This is a genomic window from Streptomyces sp. OR43 (assembly GCF_008042275.1).
In the GTDB taxonomy this organism is placed as follows: domain Bacteria; phylum Actinomycetota; class Actinomycetes; order Streptomycetales; family Streptomycetaceae; genus Streptomyces.
This window is the reverse complement of record NZ_RDBK01000043.1, coordinates 1,780,231-1,797,222: the sequence shown is the minus strand read 5'-3', so window position 1 is coordinate 1,797,222 and position 16,992 is coordinate 1,780,231. Positions and strand designations below refer to the sequence as shown.

The following is a 16,992-nucleotide window of genomic DNA, read 5'->3' as shown; positions in this document are numbered from 1 at the left end:
CCCCCAGGCTCCCGGCGGCTACGGCTACCCGCCCACCTCCGCACCGCCCATGCCCGCGGCCCCGCCGCCGGGCGCCAGGCACGGCGGAGCACCGGGCCCGGACCGGCGCCCGCCGGCCACCCCCAGCCCCCTGCCGAACACGCAGGTGCGACGCTGGATCGAGATCAACGGCACCCGTCATCAGATCTCCCGCCCGACGCTGGTGATGGGCCGCAGCACCGACGCCGACGTGCGGATCGACGACCCCGGAGTATCCCGCCGGCACTGTGAGATTCGGACCGGAACGCCCTCGACGATCCAGGATCTCGGGTCTACCAACGGCATCGTGGTAGACGGGCAGCACACAACCCGCGCTACGCTCCGCGACGGCTCGCGGATCGTCGTGGGCAGCACCACCATCGTTTACCGGCAAGCCGAAGGGTGAAGCGGGGGCAATGTCAGAGCTGACCCTTACGGTCATGCGGCTAGGATTCCTGGCTGTTCTGTGGCTGTTCGTGATCGTGGCCGTCCAGGTCATTCGAAGTGACCTGTTCGGAACGCGCGTCACGCAGCGCGGCTCACGCCGCACTGCGACCGACGCGCGGCCTCCACAGGCACGCCAGACCGCTGCGGCACCGCCGCAGCAACGCCAGCAGCCCGGCCGCCAGCGCCGGGGCGCACCGACCAAACTGGTCGTGTCCGAAGGGACGCTCACCGGCACCACGGTGGCGCTCCAGGGGCAGACCATCACGCTGGGCCGGGCCCATGATTCAACGATCGTGCTGGACGACGACTACGCGTCCAGCAGGCATGCCAGGATCTACCCCGACCGTGACGGCCAGTGGATCGTCGAGGATCTCGGGTCCACCAACGGCACGTATCTGGACCGGACCCGTCTCACCACCCCGACGCCTGTTCCGCTGGGCGCGCCGATCCGGATCGGCAAGACCGTCATCGAGCTGCGGAAGTAGTACGACAATGAGCGAGCGGAGCGAGCGAGCCGCGGCGGCCCGGGCAACGGACCCGGCCAGGCTCCCGACCGGAGGGTGGGCAGTGTGGCTCGAGACCGGCTGTACCCCGAGCCGACGGGCGAGGTGCGCATGAGTCTTTCCCTGCGCTTCGCCGCCGGATCGCACAAGGGCATGATCCGGGAGGGCAACGAGGACTCCGGCTATGCCGGACCGCGTCTGCTCGCCATCGCCGACGGCATGGGCGGCCAGGCGGCCGGTGAGGTCGCCAGCTCCGAGGTGATCTCCACACTCGTCCAGCTCGACGACGACGTCCCGGGCTCCGACATCCTCACTTCGCTGGGTACGGCGGTCCAGCGGGCCAACGACCAGCTGCGCATGATGGTCGAGGAGGACCCCCAGCTGGAGGGCATGGGCACCACGCTCACCGCGCTCCTGTGGACGGGTCAGCGCCTCGGTCTCGTCCACGTCGGCGACTCGCGCGCCTATCTGCTGCGGGACGGCGTCCTGACGCAGATCACGCAGGACCACACCTGGGTCCAGCGGCTGGTCGACGAGGGCCGGATCACCGAGGAGGAGGCCACCACCCATCCGCAGCGCTCCCTGCTGATGCGCGCGCTGGGCAGTGGTGACCGCGTCGAACCCGATCTCTCCATCCGTGAGGTCCGGGCCGGCGACCGCTATCTGATCTGCTCCGACGGGCTCTCCGGCGTCGTCTCCCACCAGACGATGGAGGAGACGCTCGCCAGCTACCAGGGCCCGCAGGAGACCATCCAGGACCTCATCCAGCTCGCTCTGCGCGGTGGCGGTCCGGACAACATCACCTGCATCGTCGCCGATGTCTTCGACGTCGACAGCAACGACACCCTGGCCGGGCAGCTCAACGACACCCCGGTCATCGTCGGAGCCGTCGCGGAGAACCAGGCCGCCCAACTGAACGACGGCGGCGCCATGGAGACCCCCGCCGGACGCGCGGCCGGCCTCGGCCGCCCCGTCCCGCCGCCCTCGGGCGGCTTCGGCCCTCCCGGCAGCGGTGACGACGTCGGCTACGACGGTATGCCGGACGGGGCCTTCGGCTCCTACTCCGACGACGACTTCGTGAAGCCCGGCGGCCGCAAGTGGCTCAAGCGGTCCCTGTACATCGTGCTCGCCCTGGCGGTCATCGGCGGCGGTGTGTACGGCGGCTACCGCTGGACCCAGACCCAGTACTTCGTCGGCGCGAAGAGCGACAACGTCGCGCTGTACCGGGGCATCAGCCAGGACCTCGCGTGGGTCTCGCTCTCGAAGGTCGAGACGAACCACCCCGAGATCGAACTCAAGTACCTCCCGCCCTACCAGCGCAAGCAGGTCGAGGCGACCATCGCCGAGGGCAGCCTGGCCGACGCCCGCAAGAAGATCACCGAACTCGCCACCCAGGCGACCGCCTGCAAGAAGGACGCGCAGCGCCGCGCAGCCGAGAAGAACGCCCCCAGCGACGAGGGCCAGGCCGCCGGTACGGACAAGGACGCCACCAAGACGTCCACGACGTCCGACGCCAAGACCAAGCAGACTTCAGCGACTCCCACTCCCGGTCCCAGCCTCTCGGAGGAAGAGAAGAAGCTGGTCCCGCAGTGCGGTAAGCAGTAAAGCCGTAGGGGGCCTTCAGCACCATGAGCGTTGTCACCAACACGACCACGATCGGCGCGATCGACGCACCGAGCCGGCGCAACACCGAACTGATGATGATGGTCTTCGCCATCGCCATCTCGGTGTTCGCCTACGCCAACGTGGGCCTTGCCATGGACGGGAGCCTCCCGTCCGGCATGTTCGGTTACGGAGCAGGGCTCATCCTGCTCGGCGGCGTCGCCCACCTCGTGGTGCGCAAGTTCGCTCCGTACGCGGACCCGCTGCTGCTGCCCCTGGCCACCCTGCTCAACGGCCTGGGCCTGGTGCTGATCTGGCGGCTGGACCAGTCGCCGCGACTGATCCAGCGCGCGGAGTACCTGTACGGGGCGTACAGCCCGGACGCCCCCAAGCAGCTCCTGTACTCGGCGATCGGCGTCGGTCTCTTCGTCGCGGTGCTGATGATCCTCAAGGATCACCGCATCCTCCAGCGCTACACGTACATCTCGATGGCCGCGGCGCTGGTCCTGCTGGTCATCCCGATGTTCTTCCCGGCGGTGAACGGCGCGAAGATCTGGATCAGCCTCGGCCCGTTCTCGATCCAGCCGGGCGAGTTCGCCAAGATCCTCATCGCGATCTTCTTCTCCGGCTATCTGATGGTGAAGCGGGACGCCCTGGCACTGGCCAGCCGCCGTTTCATGGGGATGTACCTGCCGCGCGGACGCGACCTCGGTCCGATCATCACCATCTGGGCCCTGTCGATCCTGATCCTCGTGTTCGAGACCGACCTCGGTACGTCCCTGCTGTTCTTCGGTCTGTTCGTCGTCATGCTGTACGTCGCCACCGAGCGGACCAGCTGGATCGTCTTCGGTCTGCTGATGTCGGCAGCCGGTGCGGTGGGTGTGGCGTCCTTCGAGCACCACGTGCAGGACCGGGTGAACGCCTGGCTCGACCCGTTCGCCAAGGCGACGATGGCGCAGAGCGACCAGATCGCCCAGTCCCTCATGTCGTTCGGTTCCGGTGGCACACTCGGCACCGGGCTGGGCCAGGGCCACTCGGACCTGATCATGTTCGCCGCCAACGCGGACTTCATCCTCTCCACCGTCGGCGAGGAACTGGGACTGGCCGGAATGATGGCCGTCCTGCTGATCTACGGTCTGATCGTCGAGCGAGGCGTCCGCACGGCTCTCGCCGCCCGTGACCCCTTCGGCAAGCTCCTCGCGATCGGTCTCTCCGGCGCCTTCGCGATCCAGGTCTTCGTGGTCGCCGGCGGTGTCATGGGCCTCATCCCGCTGAGCGGTATGACCATGCCGTTCCTCGCGTACGGTGGTTCGTCCGTTCTGGCCAACTGGGCGCTGATCGCCATCCTCATCCGGATCAGCGACACCGCCCGCCGCCCCGCACCGGCCCCCGCGCCGACCTCCGACGCCGAGATGACCCAGGTGGTCCGACCGTGAACAAGCCCCTGCGCCGGATCGCGATCTTCTGCGGCGTCCTCATCTTCGCCCTGCTCGCACGGACGAACTACCTCCAGTACGTGAAGGCCGACGAGCTCAACACCCGCGACGAGAACCGCCGCGTCCGCATCGAGCGGTACGCGCACGAGCGCGGCAACATCATCGTCGACGGCGGCGCCGAGATCACCGGGTCCACCGAGACCAAGGACAGCGACTTCAAGTACAAGCGGGTCTGGAAGAACGGGCCCATGTGGGCGCCCGTCACCGGCTACTCCTCGCAGGCCTTCGGCGCCACGCAGCTCGAAAGCATCGAGGACGGCATCCTCACCGGCAACGACGACCAGCTCTTCTTCGACAACACGATGTCGATGTTCACCGGGGACGAGAAGCAGGGCGGCAACGTCGTCACCACGCTCAACAGCGCCGCCCAGAAGGCCGCGTTCGAGGGCCTCGGCAACAAGAAGGGCGCCGTCGCCGCCCTCGACCCGCAGACCGGCGCCATCCTGGCGCTCGCCAGCACCCCGTCGTACGACCCCTCGACCTTCGCGGGCAACTCCAACAAGGACTCCGAGGCCTGGCAGAAGCTCCAGAAGGACAAGGACAAGCCGATGCTCAACCGGGCATTGCGCGAGACCTACCCGCCCGGCTCGACCTTCAAGGTCGTCACCGCGGCAGCCGCTCTGGAGAACGGGCTCTACACCGACATCGACGCGGCCACCAAGTCGCCGCTGCCCTGGCGGCTTCCGCTGACCACCGGGCAGCCCCTGACCAACGAGAACAACATCCCGTGCGAGAACGTCTCGCTCCGCGAGGCGCTGCGGATGTCCTGCAACACCGTCTTCGGCAAGATCAGCGACGACCTGGGCAACCAGAAGATGATCGACCAGGCCGACAAGTTCGGCTTCAACAAGGAGATCTTCACTCCGGTCCGCTCCGCCGCGAGCATCTACCCCAAGGACAACCGTCCGCAGAACGCCATGGCCGGCATCGGCCAGGCGTCCAACCGGACCACCCCGCTCCAGATGGCCATGGTGGCCGCGGCGGTCGCCAACGACGGCAAGCTGATGCAGCCGTACATGGTCGCCAAGCGGCAGTCGCCCAGCCTGGACGACATCTACACCCACGAGACCGAGCAGCTCAGCCAGCCGATGTCGGGTGAGAACGCCCAGAAGCTCCAGCAGATGATGGAGACCGTCATCAACAGCGGAACGGGAAAGAACGCCAAGATCGACGGCGTCACCGTGGGCGGCAAGACGGGTACCGCTCAGCACGGTCTCAAGAACAGCGAGAACCCGTACGCCTGGTTCATCTCGTACGCGAAGACCGACGCCGGCTCGCCCGTGGCCGTCGCCGTGGTCGTCGAGGACAGCAACGCCAACCGCGACGACATCTCCGGTGGCGGCCTGGCCGCGCCCATCGCGAAGGACGTCATGAAGGCCGTCATCGACAGCAAGAAGTGACACCGATCACACCCGGCCCCAATTCCGCGCCCGCGGATACCGGTCGGATATCAGGTATTGCCTGCGGGCCGATCAGCTAGTGCGCGGCCGGTAGCGTATGCGCGAACAGCACACCGCCGGACCGCACACCGGTGCGGTCAGGACTGACGGAGAGGGCTGGAACAGTTATGGAAGAGCCGCGTCGCCTCGGCGGCCGGTACGAGCTGGGCTCGGTGCTCGGCCGTGGTGGCATGGCCGAGGTCTACCTCGCCCACGACACCCGGCTCGGCCGCACCGTAGCTGTGAAGACGCTCCGGGCGGACCTCGCCCGCGACCCGTCCTTCCAGGCCCGGTTCCGCCGTGAGGCCCAGTCCGCCGCCTCGCTCAACCACCCGGCGATCGTCGCGGTCTACGACACCGGTGAGGACTACGTCGACGGGGTCTCGATCCCGTACATCGTCATGGAGTACGTCGACGGGTCGACGCTCAGGGAACTGCTCCACTCCGGCCGCAGGCTGCTGCCCGAGCGCACCCTCGAGATGACCGTCGGGATCCTCCAGGCGCTGGAGTACTCGCACCGCGCCCAGATCGTGCACCGCGACATCAAGCCGGCGAACGTCATGCTGACGCGCACCGGCCAGGTCAAGGTCATGGACTTCGGCATCGCCCGCGCCATGGGCGACTCCGGCATGACGATGACCCAGACCGCGGCCGTCATCGGCACCGCCCAGTACCTCTCCCCGGAGCAGGCCAAGGGCGAGCAGGTCGACGCGCGCTCCGACCTGTACTCCACCGGCTGCCTGCTCTACGAGCTGCTGGCCGTCAGGCCGCCGTTCGTCGGGGACTCACCCGTCGCGGTGGCCTACCAGCACGTACGGGAAGAGCCTCAGCCGCCCAGCAACTTCGACCCCGAGATCACGCCCGAGATGGACGCGATCGTGCTGAAGGCGCTCACCAAGGACCCCGACTACCGCTACCAGTCGGCCGACGAGATGCGCGCCGACATCGAGGCATGCCTCGACGGTCAGCCGGTCGCGGCGACCGCGGCGATGGGTGCTGCCGGTTACGGCGGCTACGGCGGTTACGACAACGACCAGCCGACCACCGCCCTGCGGCCCGCCGACCCGAACGGCGCGCCGACATCCATGCTGCCGCCGGTCAACCCGGACGACGGCGGCTACGGCTACGACGACCGCCCCGACCGCCGCCGCCAGAAGAAGAGCAACACCTCGACGATCCTGCTGGTCGTCGCGGGCATCCTGGTGCTGATCGGCGCGGTCCTCATCGGGAAGTCCGTCTTCGGCGGCGACGGTGACAGCGGCGACGGCACCTTCAAGGCACCGAACATGGTCGGTTCGACCCTCAAGGAAGCGCAACTGCTCGCGGACAACACCAACACCGTCCTCAAGCAGGGCCCGAAGGAAGAGTGCGAGCAGCAGCCCGCGGGCAAGATCTGCCGGCAGACGCCGACGAAGGACCAGACGGTCTCGGAGAACGACACCATCACGGTCTTCGTCTCCAGCGGTGCGCCGAAGGTCGAGGTACCGGACGTCACGGAGAAGTCCAAGGACAATGCCCGCCAGATCCTTGAGGAAAAGGGTTTCACGGTCACGGTCAACTCCGTCGAGTCCTCCGACGCCGACCCGGGCACGGTCCTGGACCAGACGCCGAAGGGCAACTCCAAGGCTGAGAAGAACTCCGAGGTGAAGCTCTCGGTCGCCACGGAGAAGCTGATCGCCATGCCGCCTGTGACCGGGCGTACGTGGGACGAAGCGGTGGCCCAGCTCACCCCGCTCGGCTTCACCAACATCGGCAAGTCCGAGGTCGACAACGACAAGCCCGCGGGCGAGGTCGTCGAGCAGAACCCGGCGGCCAACGAGAAGGTGGGCAAGGACACCTCGATCATCCTCAAGGTGTCCAAGGGTCCGCCGCAGCCTGCGACGGTCCCCGTGCCCGAGATCAGGGGCAAGCCCGTTTCCCAGGCCAAGGCGGAACTTGCCCAGGCCGGCTTCACCAACATCCAGTTCGCCGAAGGCAGCTCGGGTGACGACAACGCCCTCGTGACCGGAAGCGACCCGCAGCCGGGCACCCAGGCCGACCCGGCCGCCACCACCATCACGCTCACCACGATGGGCGGGAACGGTAACGGGAACGGCCTCCTGGGCGGCGGGAACGGCCACTAGCGCGCACCACGGTTCAGCAGCACAGGGCCCCGGTCACCTCAACGGTGACCGGGGCCCTGTGTCTGTCGTCTCCGCCCGGATCAGAGCAGCTCCGCCGGCTTCGTACGGTCGTGGTCGACCTTCTCCGTACGCACCAGCTCGCCCCACACGATGTAGCGGTACTTCGACGTGAAGACGGGGGTGCACGTCGTCAGCGTGATGTAGCGGCCGGCCTTCTTGGCGCCCGAGCCCTTCGGGACGGACTGGAGCACGTCGACGTTGTACTTCGACGTCTCGGGGAGCTCCTTGAAGACCTTGTAGACGTACCAGGTGTCCTTGGTCTCGAAGACGATCGCGTCCCCGGTCCGCACCTTGTCGATGTTGTGGAACTTCGCCCCGTGGCCGTCGCGGTGGGCGGCCAGGGTGAAGTTGCCCTCCTTGTCGGACGGGAGCGCCGACTTCACCGGATCGGTGTAGTAGCCGGCGATGCCGTCGTTGAGGGTCTCGGTGTCGGTGCCCTTCTTGACGAGCACCTCGCCGTTCTTCATCGACGGGACATGCAGGAACCCGATGCCGTCCTTGGTGTCCAGCGCGCCCGGGCCGTCGGCCCAGCGGTCGCGGACGGTGTGGCCCTGCTTGGTGGCCTCGCGGTCGGCCAGGACGTTCGTCCACCACAGCGAGTAGACGACGAAGAGGCCGAGCACCAGGCCCGCGGTGATCAGCAGTTCACCGAAGACGCTGACGGCGGTCGCGACGGGATGACGGCCCCGGGGCCGCACCGGAGGCGCGGACTGGCCGGTCTGCTCTTCGTCCTCGGTCCTCGCTGCCACCGCACCGTCCCTGTCGTGATGTCGTTCGGCCCGCTCAGTCCAGGAGCGCGTCGGGCTTCCCCTTGCTGCGCGGCCGTTCGTCGACCATCTTGCCCCAGACGATCAAACGGTACGTACTCGTGAATTCGGGCGTACAGGTCGTCAGGGTGATGTAGCGGCCGGGCTTCTTGAACCCCGACTGCGGCGGCACCGCGCCGATGACCGACACGTTGGACGGTGAGGTCTGGGGAAGGACGCTCGTCATCTCGTACGTGTAGTAGGCGTCCTGCGTCTCGACCACGATCGGGTCGCCGGGGCTCAGCCGGTTGACGTAGCGGAAGGGCTCGCCGTGGGTGTTGCGATGGCCGGCCAGCGCGAAGTTGCCCTGCTTGTCCGAGGGCATCGCCGTGCGCAGCGGTTCCTCGCCGTAGTGCCCGACCATGCCGCGGTCGAGGACCTTCTCCTTGCTGATGCCTTCGGCGATCGGCGTGACCACGTCGAGTTTCGGAATGTGGATGATGGCGAAGCCCTCACCCGGTGCGAACACGCCGGGGCTGCGTTTGCCCTTGGCCCAGTCGTCCTGGATCTTGTGCGTCTCCTTGCCGGCTATCTGGTCGGCGCGCACGTTCGTCCACCACAGCTGGTACGTGACGAAGAGCAGCATCAGGACGCCCAGCGAGATGAACAGCTCGCCGACCACCCGGCTGACCACGACCGCGGGGCTGTCCTTCGCCGCCTTGGCCGCCCGCCGTGCCTCGACGCGCGACAGCGGTTTCGGGGGCGTGGCGTCCGTGCCGCCGACCCCCGCCGCCGTCGCGGTCTCCGGCTGTCCGTCGCCGTGCCTGCGCCCGCGGCCCTTCGCCGCCCGGCGCCGCTCGGCCCGTCCGCCGGGGGCGGGAGCGGAGACGGCCGTTCCGTCGGCGGCCCCGGGACCCCCGTCGTGCTCAGGGTCCTGCCGCGGACGGGTCGTCGTCACCGGCAGGACCGCGGTCGCCGCCTGGTCGGCGACGACTACGCGCCGGGGTACCGCCTTCCGCAGCGCGACGGTCTCGTCGTGGCGGATCAGCGGCTCGGCGGGCGGAGCGGGCGACGCGGTGACGGGGGGCGGGACGACAGACGGCGGGGCCTGCGCGGGCTCCTGGCGGCCGTACCAGTCCCGTTCGTATCCCTCGGGGTCGTACCACTCAGGCGGAGGATCCTGAGCCGCCTGTGGCCCGTGTGTCGCCTGCGCCGGCGACGCCCCGTCCCCGGCCGCGACCGCCTGCCCGCCGGGGATGTTCTCCGCCCGGAACCACGGGGAGGCGTGCCGCCCGGGCAGCGGGTCGTTCAGCGGGTCCGCCAGATGATCCACCGCCGCCTCGAACCCGCCCGGTTCGTACGGGCCGTCCTGTCCGGCGTCGGATCCATGGCGGGGTGGCGTCACGCGACGGCCTTGCCCACCACCGGCGCGAGTCCCGCCGACCTCTCGACGGCTCCCGTGTCACCGCACCGCGCCAGCCAGTTGGCCAGCATCAGATGGCCGTGCTCGGTGAGCACCGACTCCGGATGGAACTGCACCCCTTCGACCGCCAGCTCCCGGTGGCGCAGCCCCATGATGATGCCGTCGGCCGTCCGCGCGGTGACCTCCAGCTCCGCGGGAACCGTGTCCGGTTCGGCGGCGAGCGAGTGGTAGCGGGTCGCGGTGAAGGGCGAGGGCAGACCGGCGAAGACGCCCCGGCCCTCGTGGATCACCGGGGACGTCTTGCCGTGCAGCAGCTCCGGCGCACGGTCCACCACGCCGCCGTACGCCACCGCCATCGACTGCATGCCCAGGCAGACACCGAAGACCGGGACACCGGTCGCCGCGCAGTGCCGCACCATGTCGACGCAGACGCCCGCGTGCTCGGGGGTGCCGGGACCCGGCGAGAGCAGGACGCCGTCGAAGCCGTCCTGGGCGTGGGCCGTGGTCACCTCGTCGTTGCGGAGCACCTCGCACTCGGCGCCCAACTGGTAGAGGTACTGGACGAGGTTGAAGACGAAGCTGTCGTAGTTGTCGACGACGAGGATGCGGGCGCTCATCGGCCGGCCCCCATCGCGCTCGTGCCGTCGCCGTCCACCGTCACATCGCCGAACGGAAGCAGCGGCTCCGCCCACGGGAAGACGTACTGGAACAGGACGTAGACGACCGCCAGGGCGAGCACGAGCGAAATGAACCCGCGCACCCACGCGTTGCCCGGCAGATGCCGCCAGATCCAGCCGTACATGCTGACCCCTCCATTCGGTACGGGACCAGACTAAAGGGCCGGGGCATCGCCGTGGGTCAGCTGTGGAAAGCCGCGGGCTTCCCGTCGGTGACGGGCTGGGTCGCGTCCAGGTGCGCCCACGCGATCAGCCGGTGGCTGCTGCCCCACTCGGGCTCGCAGGTGGTCAGCGTCAGATAGCGGCCGGGTCCGTCGAAGCCGGATTTGCGGGGAACCGGGTCGATGACGCCGACATCGCTCGGCACGGTCCGGTAGGGCTTCCTGTCGATGCGGTACGTGAACCACGTCGTCCCGTCCGTCACGATCACCGCGTCACCGGGCCGCAGCTTCGGGAAGTCCTTGAACGGATCGCCGTAGGTGCGCCGGTGCCCGGCCACCGCGAAGTTGCCGGTCGCGCCGGCCGCCGCGGTGCCCCGGTAGTGGCCCAGCCCCTTCTGCAGGGTCTTGACCTTCGTGTTCTCCAGGACGGGCCACTCCCAGTCCTTCCCGAAGCGGGGTATGTAGAGCATCGCGAACGGCTTCCCGTCGCGGTACGCCTTCGGGGCCGGTGCCGGTGCGGACGGCTTCGGGTCGGCCGGCAGGAGCGAGGCGGACGGCAGGGGCACGGGCTCGGGTGCGGTCACCGCTCCGTGGGCCCACTGGTTCTGCAGGTCGTCGATCTGCCCCTCGGTCGCGCCCGCCGCCTTCACCCCGGTCCAGAACAGGATGTAGGCCACAAAGAGGATGATCAGGGCGCCCACGGTGATACACAGCTCGCTGAACGTCCTGACGATCAGTCGCACCGACACCGGTCGGCCTCCCCGCAGCTGCTCGCTACTTCACCGGCTCCGCATAGTGGAGATCCACTGTGCCCGAGTAGCCGGGAAGAGTCACCGCCTTGCGCTCGTCGACTTTCCAGCCGAGCCCGTACGCCTTCACGTACAGCAGGTAGTTCTGGATCGCCGGCGAGGCGTCGAGCGCCTGCTCCAGCTTCCCGGGATCACCGACAGCGGTGATCTTGTACGGCGGCGAGTAGACCCGGCCCTGGAGGATCAGGGTGTTGCCGACGCAGCGCACCGCGCTGGTGGAGATCAGCCGCTGGTCCATGACCTGGATGCCACGGGCGCCGCCCTGCCACAGGGCGTTGACGACGGCCTGGAGGTCCTGCTGGTGGATCACCAGGTCATTGGGGTGCGGATCGGGATAGCCGGGGCTCGCCGTGGCGTTCTGCGGGGCGTCGTTCAGTGTGACGGAGACGGCGCGGCCGGAGAGCTTCGAGGTGCCGGCGGCCCGCTCCAGCGCCTTGAGCCGGGCGTCCTCCGCCTCGGTGCTGCCGCCGTCGCGCTGGGCGAGGGTGTCGATGTCGTCGCGCACGGAGGCCGCGGACTCGTCCAGGGCGGCGTTCTTCTCACTGCGTTGCTGAATGAGATCGGAGAGTTTCAGCAGCGAGGAGTCCGTACGGATATTGGTGCCCTTGGCGGTATTGGCGCTCGTGACGAAGATGAGGCCCGCCAGGGCGAAAACGGCAGCCGTGAGCACTTTGGCCGGATGCCGGAAGGTGCGCCGGACCGGACCTGGGGGAGAGTCGGCAGAATTGCTCAACGTACCCTTATCTCCTTCGGCGCCACGGAAGCACTACGCTAACGGACGCCCCGGGGAGGCAGCATTCCCCCTCGCGCCCAGCCCCGGCGCAAGCCACAGTTCCCTGCGCGGTCACGCAGCGCATCGACAGGAGAGTTCCTCGTGCCGAAGTCACGTATCCGCAAGAAGGCCGACTTCACGCCGCCTCCGGCGAAGCAGGCAACCAACATAAAGCTCACCAATCGCAGTTGGGTCGCGCCGGTGATGCTGGCGCTGTTCCTGATCGGACTGGCCTGGATCGTCGTGTTCTACGTGACCGACGGCGACCTGCCGATCGACTCGCTGGGGAACTGGAACATCGTCGTCGGCTTCGGCTTCATCGCCGGCGGCTTCGGCGTCTCGACCCAGTGGAAGTAGCTCCACGGACCGCGTAGCACCACAGCGGACCCTGGTCCCGCAACCCTTGCCCTGAGTTACCCACAGCGTTATCCACAGGCGGGGGAAAAGGTCAGACGATCTGTGGATAACTCCTCGGCCGTTGACGCCGGTGTGACTGCGACCACCCCTCGACGCAGGTGGCACGCCCCTTGCCCTGGCTGGAAAAACCCAGCTCAGCGGCAAGGGGCACAGTTGTACCCGCCTCATGCACAAGATCGGGTGCACGCTGTGGACAACTTCGATCACAAACGGTCCATATCGGGCTGACCGTGCCCGCCTACGTCAGCGCGGCCGTTCTCGCCACCACGATCACGACCACCACGACCAGCACCGCGGCACAGGTGCCGAACTGCACGAGGTTCCGCCGCTCCCGTGGCGCGTGCACCATGCCGATCCCGATCAGCACGCCCGCGATCAGTCCGCCCACATGCGCCTGCCAGGCGATTCCGCCCCAGGGGTTGAAGGTGATGACCAGGTTGAGCGCGAGGATCATGAACACCGGGCGCATGTCGTAGTTCAGCCGGCGCATCAGGACGACCGTGGCTCCCAGCAGGCCGAAGATGGCGCCCGAGGCACCCAGCGAGGGCTGGTTCTGCGGAGCGAGCCAGTAGGTCAGGGCGCCGCCCGCCAGCCCGGAGACGAGATAGAGCGCCAGATAGCGGGCACGTCCGAGCGCCGCTTCCAGCGGTCCGCCGAGCCACCACAGCCCCAGCATGTTGAAGGCGAAGTGCCACACCGCCTCGTGCAGGAACATCGACGTGACCAGCCGGTACCACTGGCCCTCCGCGACACCCTGGACCGGGCCGTACGGGTAGTACGGAGCCTGGCCCAGCAGCGTCAGGTCATTGAGCAGCGCGTCGTTGGCCAGCACGGCGAGGAACACCGCGGCGTTGATCCCCAGCAGGATCTTGGTGATCAGCCGGGGGTCGGCCGCGACCGCCCCGCCGGCGATCGTGCGCGGCCGGGAGGCGGCCGGGTGGTGCCCCGTCCCCGACCCCTGGCGCACACAGTCCGGGCACTGGAAGCCGACCGACGCACTGACCATGCAGTCCGGGCAGATGGGCCGCTCGCAGCGGGTGCAGCGGATCGCCGTCTCACGGCCGGGGTGGCGGTAGCAGCTGACCGGGCCGTCCACAGGCGGGGTCGGGCCCTGCCCGGCCGGCGGCTGCTGGTCCATCGGTCCCATGCGCGGTCCCCTCGGTCCTCGTCGTGGCGACAGCGCACACGGCACCGCCCTGCGCATCCGCCCTCATAACAAGTACGGACGGACAGGGCGGTTGGTTCCCGACAGGAGGACCGGAGAGTGACCGGACGGTGACTTCAGGCGATCGGGCACGTCAGGCGGTCGGCGACGTCGCGCGATCAGGGATGTCGGGCGATCAGGGACGTCGGGCGATCAGCGCTTCTCGACGACGACCGACTCGATGACCACGTCCTGCACCGGGCGGTCGGTCCGCGCGTTCGTCGGGGTGGCCGCGATGGCGTCCACCACCTTCTGGCTCGCCGGGTCCACCACCTCACCGAAGATGGTGTGCTTGCCCGTCAGCCAGGCGGTCGGCGACACGGTCACGAAGAACTGCGAGCCGTTGGTTCCCGGGCCGGCGTTGGCCATCGCCAGCAGGTACGGCTTGGTGAAGGCCAGGTCGGGGTGGAACTCGTCGCCGAACTCGTACCCCGGACCACCGGTCCCGTTGCCCAGCGGGTCGCCGCCCTGGATCATGAAGCCGCTGATGACCCGGTGGAAGACGGTGCCGTCGTACAGCCGGTCCTTGGACTTGGCGCCGGTCGCCGGATGGGTCCACTCACGCTCACCGGTGGCGAGCTCGACGAAGTTCTTGACCGTCTTGGGCGCGTGGTTCGGCAGAAGCCGGATCTCGATGTCGCCCTGGTTGGTCTTCAAGGTGGCGTAAAGCTGCTCGGCCACGGTCTGCCTTCCGTAAGTCTGATCTGACGTCAGCCGATCCTCGCGCTCAACCTGGTCATCACCTTCAACCCCTGGGGCGGAATCGCCTGGCAGGCGCATGTGGGCGGACTGATCGCGGGCGTGCTGATCGGGATCGGCATGGTGCACGCGCCACGGGAGCGGCGGAACCTCGTGCAGTTCGGCACCTGTGCCGCGGTGCTGGTCGCACTTGGCCGCATCTGTGCCCTCACGGCCTCCCCCCGGCGGACAGCCGTGCGGGCACAGATGCGGCCAAGTGCGTGCCGAACCAGCGCGAGGCGGACCGAACCATGGCATTGTCGTCGGCAGGCTCCCCTTGCACCTGCTTGCCCCGGGGCATCCCTGATGAACTGAATGACCCGGATGCCCGCTCCGCGTGCCGCACAGGTCCCCTGCAGGCATGATCTCGAACTGGGTGGATAGGCGGAGTACCTACCCGCCACCAAGGAGGAGGATCCCGTGACCCGCATCGACAGCGTGCGCGCCGCAACCGACTCGGCGAGGGACAGCGTGCAGCACGCCGCGGTAGTGGTGGCGCCCTACGCCGACTCGGCCAAGGAACAGGCCGTTCACTATGCGCACGAGGCCCGCACACTGCTCGCGCCGAAGGTGTCGAAGGCAGCTCAGCAGGCCCGTGTCCAGTACGACGCGCACCTCGCACCACGACTCGAACTCGCCCTCGCACACGTACCCCCCAAGGTCGACGAGGCGGCGCAGCGCGCGGCGGTGCGCACCCGCCAGGCCGCCCGGAGCGCCGCGGACTACACCGTCCCGCGCGTCGAGAACGCCATCGCCGCCGGCCGGCCCGTGGCCGAGGAGGCCACAGCTCGCAGCACGGCCGCGCTGGCCGCTCTGCGCGGACAGGTCACGCCGAAGGAGATCAGGAAGCTGACCCGGAAGCACGAACGGCGGGCCAGGTGCGGCCGCGCGTTCAAGGGCCTGGCCGTGGCCGGTCTCCTGGCGGGCGCCGCCTACGCCGCCTGGCGGTGGTGGGACAAGCAGGCCAACCCCGACTGGCTGGTCGAGCCCCCCGCCCCGACCGAGGTCGACGACCGCGCCCCGCTGACCTCGGTCGACGGCAGCGATCCGGCGGCCCTGGACCCGGAGGTCCAGGCCAAGCAGGCCGACGCCGAGGCGGACGGCACGCTGGACGGCCAGGACCCGGACGAGCGCCCCTGACCGGCCACCGGCCTCGCCCCTGACCGGCCACCGGCCTCGCCCCTGACCGGCCACCGGCCTCGCCCCTGACCGGCCACCGGCCTCGCGCCTGACCGGTCGGCGGCATTGCAGCCGGACAGAACGCGGCGGATGGGCGCCGAAGGACCCTCAGGTCCTTCGGCGCCCATCGTCGTGTCAGGCCCGTCCGGTGTTCCTACGACGCCGCCCCGTCCCGGACGGGACGGCCGCCGGCGCGGAATCGGCTGTCCGCCGGGCGGCCGTCGGCCGGCTGCAGTTCCGCGGCGAAGAGCTGCCAGCTCTCCGCGTAGACCTGCGCGAGCCGGGCCACCGATGCCCTGCAGTGCGAGGGAAGACCGGCGGCGATGTCCTCCCTGTTCCTCGCGACCACGGCCCCCGCGTCGAGCAGGCGCAGGAACGCGCGCCCGGCCTCGCTGAGCCGCAGGGAGGGATCGCGCCGCAGCAGGCTGCAGATCTCCACGGGGTCCACGGCCGCCGGCTCCGCAGCCTCCCGCACCGCGCGGGCCGTGGTCACCGCGGCGCGGGAGGCCCGCAGGGGTGTGACCACGCGGTCACCCCGCCTGATCCGGTCCCGGACGTCGGCGACCGTGGCGGGGGAGAGCCCCGCCTCCTTGCCGATCTGCCGCAAGGACGCCTTCGGGTTCGCCCTCAGAAGCTCGGCGGCCCGTTCACGGCGCCGGGCGGGATCGAGAGGCCGGGCGCGGCCGTCGCGCCCCACCCGTACGCCGCCGGGAGGGGCTTCCCCGCACAGGGTGCGCCGTATCTCCGCCGTCTTCGCCGGGGACAGACCTGCCAGCTTGGCCACGGACCGGTCCGACCACTCCGGATGCGCCGTCACGATCCGCTTCACGGCCTCGGTGCGTTCGGCGACCGACAGAGGCAGTCCATGAACGCCGTTCACGGCCACGGCCAGGAGCAGGCCGTCCTCCGCGCTTCCCTCGAAGTAGCGGACGGCGATCCTGCTCGCACCCCGCACCTGCGCGGCTCTCAGCCGGTGGATACCGTCGATGACCGTCATCGACGCGCGGTGCACCAGGACGGGCGGCAGGTCCGCTCCGGCCTCCACGAGGGTGCGGGTGTGTTCCGGGGTCTCCGGGCTGCTGCGCGGAGAGGATCCGACCCGCAGTTCGCGGAGAGGGACATCGACCACCGGGATGCTGTGCAGACCGTCCCTGAGCCCGAGCAGGTAAGCGGAGTCG

General features: G+C 69.2%; 17 protein-coding genes and 1 pseudogene. 9 read left to right on the top strand and 9 right to left on the bottom strand.

All coding sequences use genetic code 11. The annotated features are described in order from the left end of the window. The 6 genes from EAO72_RS26845 to pknB form a co-directional block, all read left to right on the top strand. A partial coding sequence (locus EAO72_RS26845; protein WP_148022055.1) for an FHA domain-containing protein occupies positions 1-424 on the top strand: 424 nt, incomplete at its 5' end. Positions 425-434: 10 nt separating this feature from the next. Then, positions 435-950 carry an FHA domain-containing protein FhaB/FipA gene (locus EAO72_RS26840; RefSeq protein ID WP_148019768.1) on the top strand — a complete coding sequence of 172 codons (516 nt, stop codon included), beginning with the start codon at positions 435-437 and terminating at the stop codon, positions 948-950. A gap of 129 nt (positions 951-1,079) precedes the next feature. After that, positions 1,080-2,573: a Stp1/IreP family PP2C-type Ser/Thr phosphatase gene (locus EAO72_RS26835; RefSeq protein ID WP_148019767.1), complete on the top strand. Its 1,494-nt coding sequence runs from the start codon at positions 1,080-1,082 to the stop codon at positions 2,571-2,573. Between the two features lie 23 nt (positions 2,574-2,596). Then, positions 2,597-4,006: an FtsW/RodA/SpoVE family cell cycle protein gene (locus tag EAO72_RS26830; RefSeq protein ID WP_148019766.1), complete on the top strand. Its 1,410-nt coding sequence runs from the start codon at positions 2,597-2,599 to the stop codon at positions 4,004-4,006. Beyond that, positions 4,003-5,466 (top strand): peptidoglycan D,D-transpeptidase FtsI family protein, encoded by a 1,464-nt coding sequence (locus tag EAO72_RS26825; RefSeq protein WP_148019765.1) that lies wholly within the window; start codon positions 4,003-4,005, stop codon positions 5,464-5,466. The genes EAO72_RS26830 and EAO72_RS26825 overlap by 4 nt, the downstream gene beginning before the upstream one ends. 167 nt (positions 5,467-5,633) lie before the next feature. Continuing rightward, positions 5,634-7,628, top strand: a complete 1,995-nt coding sequence (gene pknB / locus EAO72_RS26820) for a Stk1 family PASTA domain-containing Ser/Thr kinase (protein WP_148019764.1) — start codon at positions 5,634-5,636, stop codon at positions 7,626-7,628. A gap of 80 nt (positions 7,629-7,708) precedes the next feature. On the opposite strand, the gene EAO72_RS26815 is transcribed toward pknB, so the two are convergent. The 6 genes from EAO72_RS26815 to EAO72_RS26790 are packed head-to-tail and all read right to left on the bottom strand — an operon-like array spanning position 7,709 to position 12,237. Beyond that, on the bottom strand, positions 7,709-8,437 hold the full coding sequence (locus tag EAO72_RS26815) for a class E sortase (RefSeq protein WP_148019763.1): 729 nt from the start codon (positions 8,435-8,437) through the stop codon (positions 7,709-7,711). A 34-nt stretch (positions 8,438-8,471) separates the two neighbouring features. Beyond that, positions 8,472-9,839, bottom strand: coding sequence for a class E sortase (locus tag EAO72_RS26810; protein WP_148019762.1), 1,368 nt, complete (start codon positions 9,837-9,839; stop codon positions 8,472-8,474). Next, entirely contained in the window at positions 9,836-10,474 is a 639-nt protein-coding gene (locus EAO72_RS26805) for an aminodeoxychorismate/anthranilate synthase component II (protein ID WP_148019761.1), read from the bottom strand. Before EAO72_RS26805 ends, EAO72_RS26810 begins: the two co-directional genes overlap by 4 nt. Next, positions 10,471-10,659: a hypothetical protein gene (locus EAO72_RS26800; RefSeq protein ID WP_148019760.1), complete on the bottom strand. Its 189-nt coding sequence runs from the start codon at positions 10,657-10,659 to the stop codon at positions 10,471-10,473. The genes EAO72_RS26805 and EAO72_RS26800 overlap by 4 nt, the downstream gene beginning before the upstream one ends. Positions 10,660-10,715: 56 nt before the next feature. Next, positions 10,716-11,444: a class E sortase gene (locus tag EAO72_RS26795; RefSeq protein WP_148019759.1), complete on the bottom strand. Its 729-nt coding sequence runs from the start codon at positions 11,442-11,444 to the stop codon at positions 10,716-10,718. 25 nt (positions 11,445-11,469) lie between these two features. After that, positions 11,470-12,237 carry a DUF881 domain-containing protein gene (locus tag EAO72_RS26790; protein ID WP_148019758.1) on the bottom strand — a complete coding sequence of 256 codons (768 nt, stop codon included), beginning with the start codon at positions 12,235-12,237 and terminating at the stop codon, positions 11,470-11,472. Positions 12,238-12,378: 141 nt separating this feature from the next. Here EAO72_RS26790 and crgA point away from each other — a divergent pair, with 141 nt between their 5' ends. After that, positions 12,379-12,633, top strand: coding sequence for a cell division protein CrgA (gene crgA / locus EAO72_RS26785; RefSeq protein ID WP_136326732.1), 255 nt, complete (start codon positions 12,379-12,381; stop codon positions 12,631-12,633). Positions 12,634-12,931: 298 nt separating this feature from the next. Here the strand turns inward: crgA and EAO72_RS26780 are convergent, their stop codons facing one another. Beyond that, positions 12,932-13,831, bottom strand: a complete 900-nt coding sequence (locus EAO72_RS26780) for a rhomboid family intramembrane serine protease (RefSeq protein ID WP_148022054.1) — start codon at positions 13,829-13,831, stop codon at positions 12,932-12,934. Positions 13,832-14,050: 219 nt separating this feature from the next. Continuing rightward, positions 14,051-14,578, bottom strand: a complete 528-nt coding sequence (locus tag EAO72_RS26775) for a peptidylprolyl isomerase (protein ID WP_148019757.1) — start codon at positions 14,576-14,578, stop codon at positions 14,051-14,053. A 36-nt stretch (positions 14,579-14,614) separates the two neighbouring features. On the opposite strand from EAO72_RS26775, the pseudogene EAO72_RS26770 reads away from it, so the two are divergent. Both EAO72_RS26770 and EAO72_RS26765 read left to right on the top strand, forming a co-directional pair. Continuing rightward, positions 14,615-14,788: pseudogene (locus EAO72_RS26770) on the top strand (rhomboid family intramembrane serine protease); the annotation flags it as partial. Between the two features lie 267 nt (positions 14,789-15,055). Then, positions 15,056-15,775 carry a DUF5324 family protein gene (locus EAO72_RS26765; protein WP_148019756.1) on the top strand — a complete coding sequence of 240 codons (720 nt, stop codon included), beginning with the start codon at positions 15,056-15,058 and terminating at the stop codon, positions 15,773-15,775. A 193-nt stretch (positions 15,776-15,968) separates the two neighbouring features. Here the strand turns inward: EAO72_RS26765 and EAO72_RS26760 are convergent, their stop codons facing one another. Beyond that, on the bottom strand, positions 15,969-16,943 hold the full coding sequence (locus tag EAO72_RS26760; protein WP_187285229.1) for a ParB N-terminal domain-containing protein: 975 nt from the start codon (positions 16,941-16,943) through the stop codon (positions 15,969-15,971). Positions 16,944-16,992: the final 49 nt, after the last annotated feature.

What these genes read in the sequence shown, in the direction of transcription:
- EAO72_RS26840 (WP_148019768.1), top strand. Translation starts at nt 435, where the DNA reads ATGTCAGAGCTGACCCTTACGGTCATGCGGCTAGGATTCCTGGCTGTT.
- EAO72_RS26835 (WP_148019767.1), top strand. Translation starts at nt 1,080, where the DNA reads ATGAGTCTTTCCCTGCGCTTCGCCGCCGGATCGCACAAGGGCATGATC.
- EAO72_RS26830 (WP_148019766.1), top strand. Translation starts at nt 2,597, where the DNA reads ATGAGCGTTGTCACCAACACGACCACGATCGGCGCGATCGACGCACCG.
- pknB (WP_148019764.1), top strand. Translation starts at nt 5,634, where the DNA reads ATGGAAGAGCCGCGTCGCCTCGGCGGCCGGTACGAGCTGGGCTCGGTG.
- EAO72_RS26805 (WP_148019761.1), bottom strand. Translation starts at nt 10,474, where the DNA reads ATGAGCGCCCGCATCCTCGTCGTCGACAACTACGACAGCTTCGTCTTC.
- EAO72_RS26800 (WP_148019760.1), bottom strand. Translation starts at nt 10,659, where the DNA reads ATGTACGGCTGGATCTGGCGGCATCTGCCGGGCAACGCGTGGGTGCGC.
- EAO72_RS26780 (WP_148022054.1), bottom strand. Translation starts at nt 13,831, where the DNA reads ATGGACCAGCAGCCGCCGGCCGGGCAGGGCCCGACCCCGCCTGTGGAC.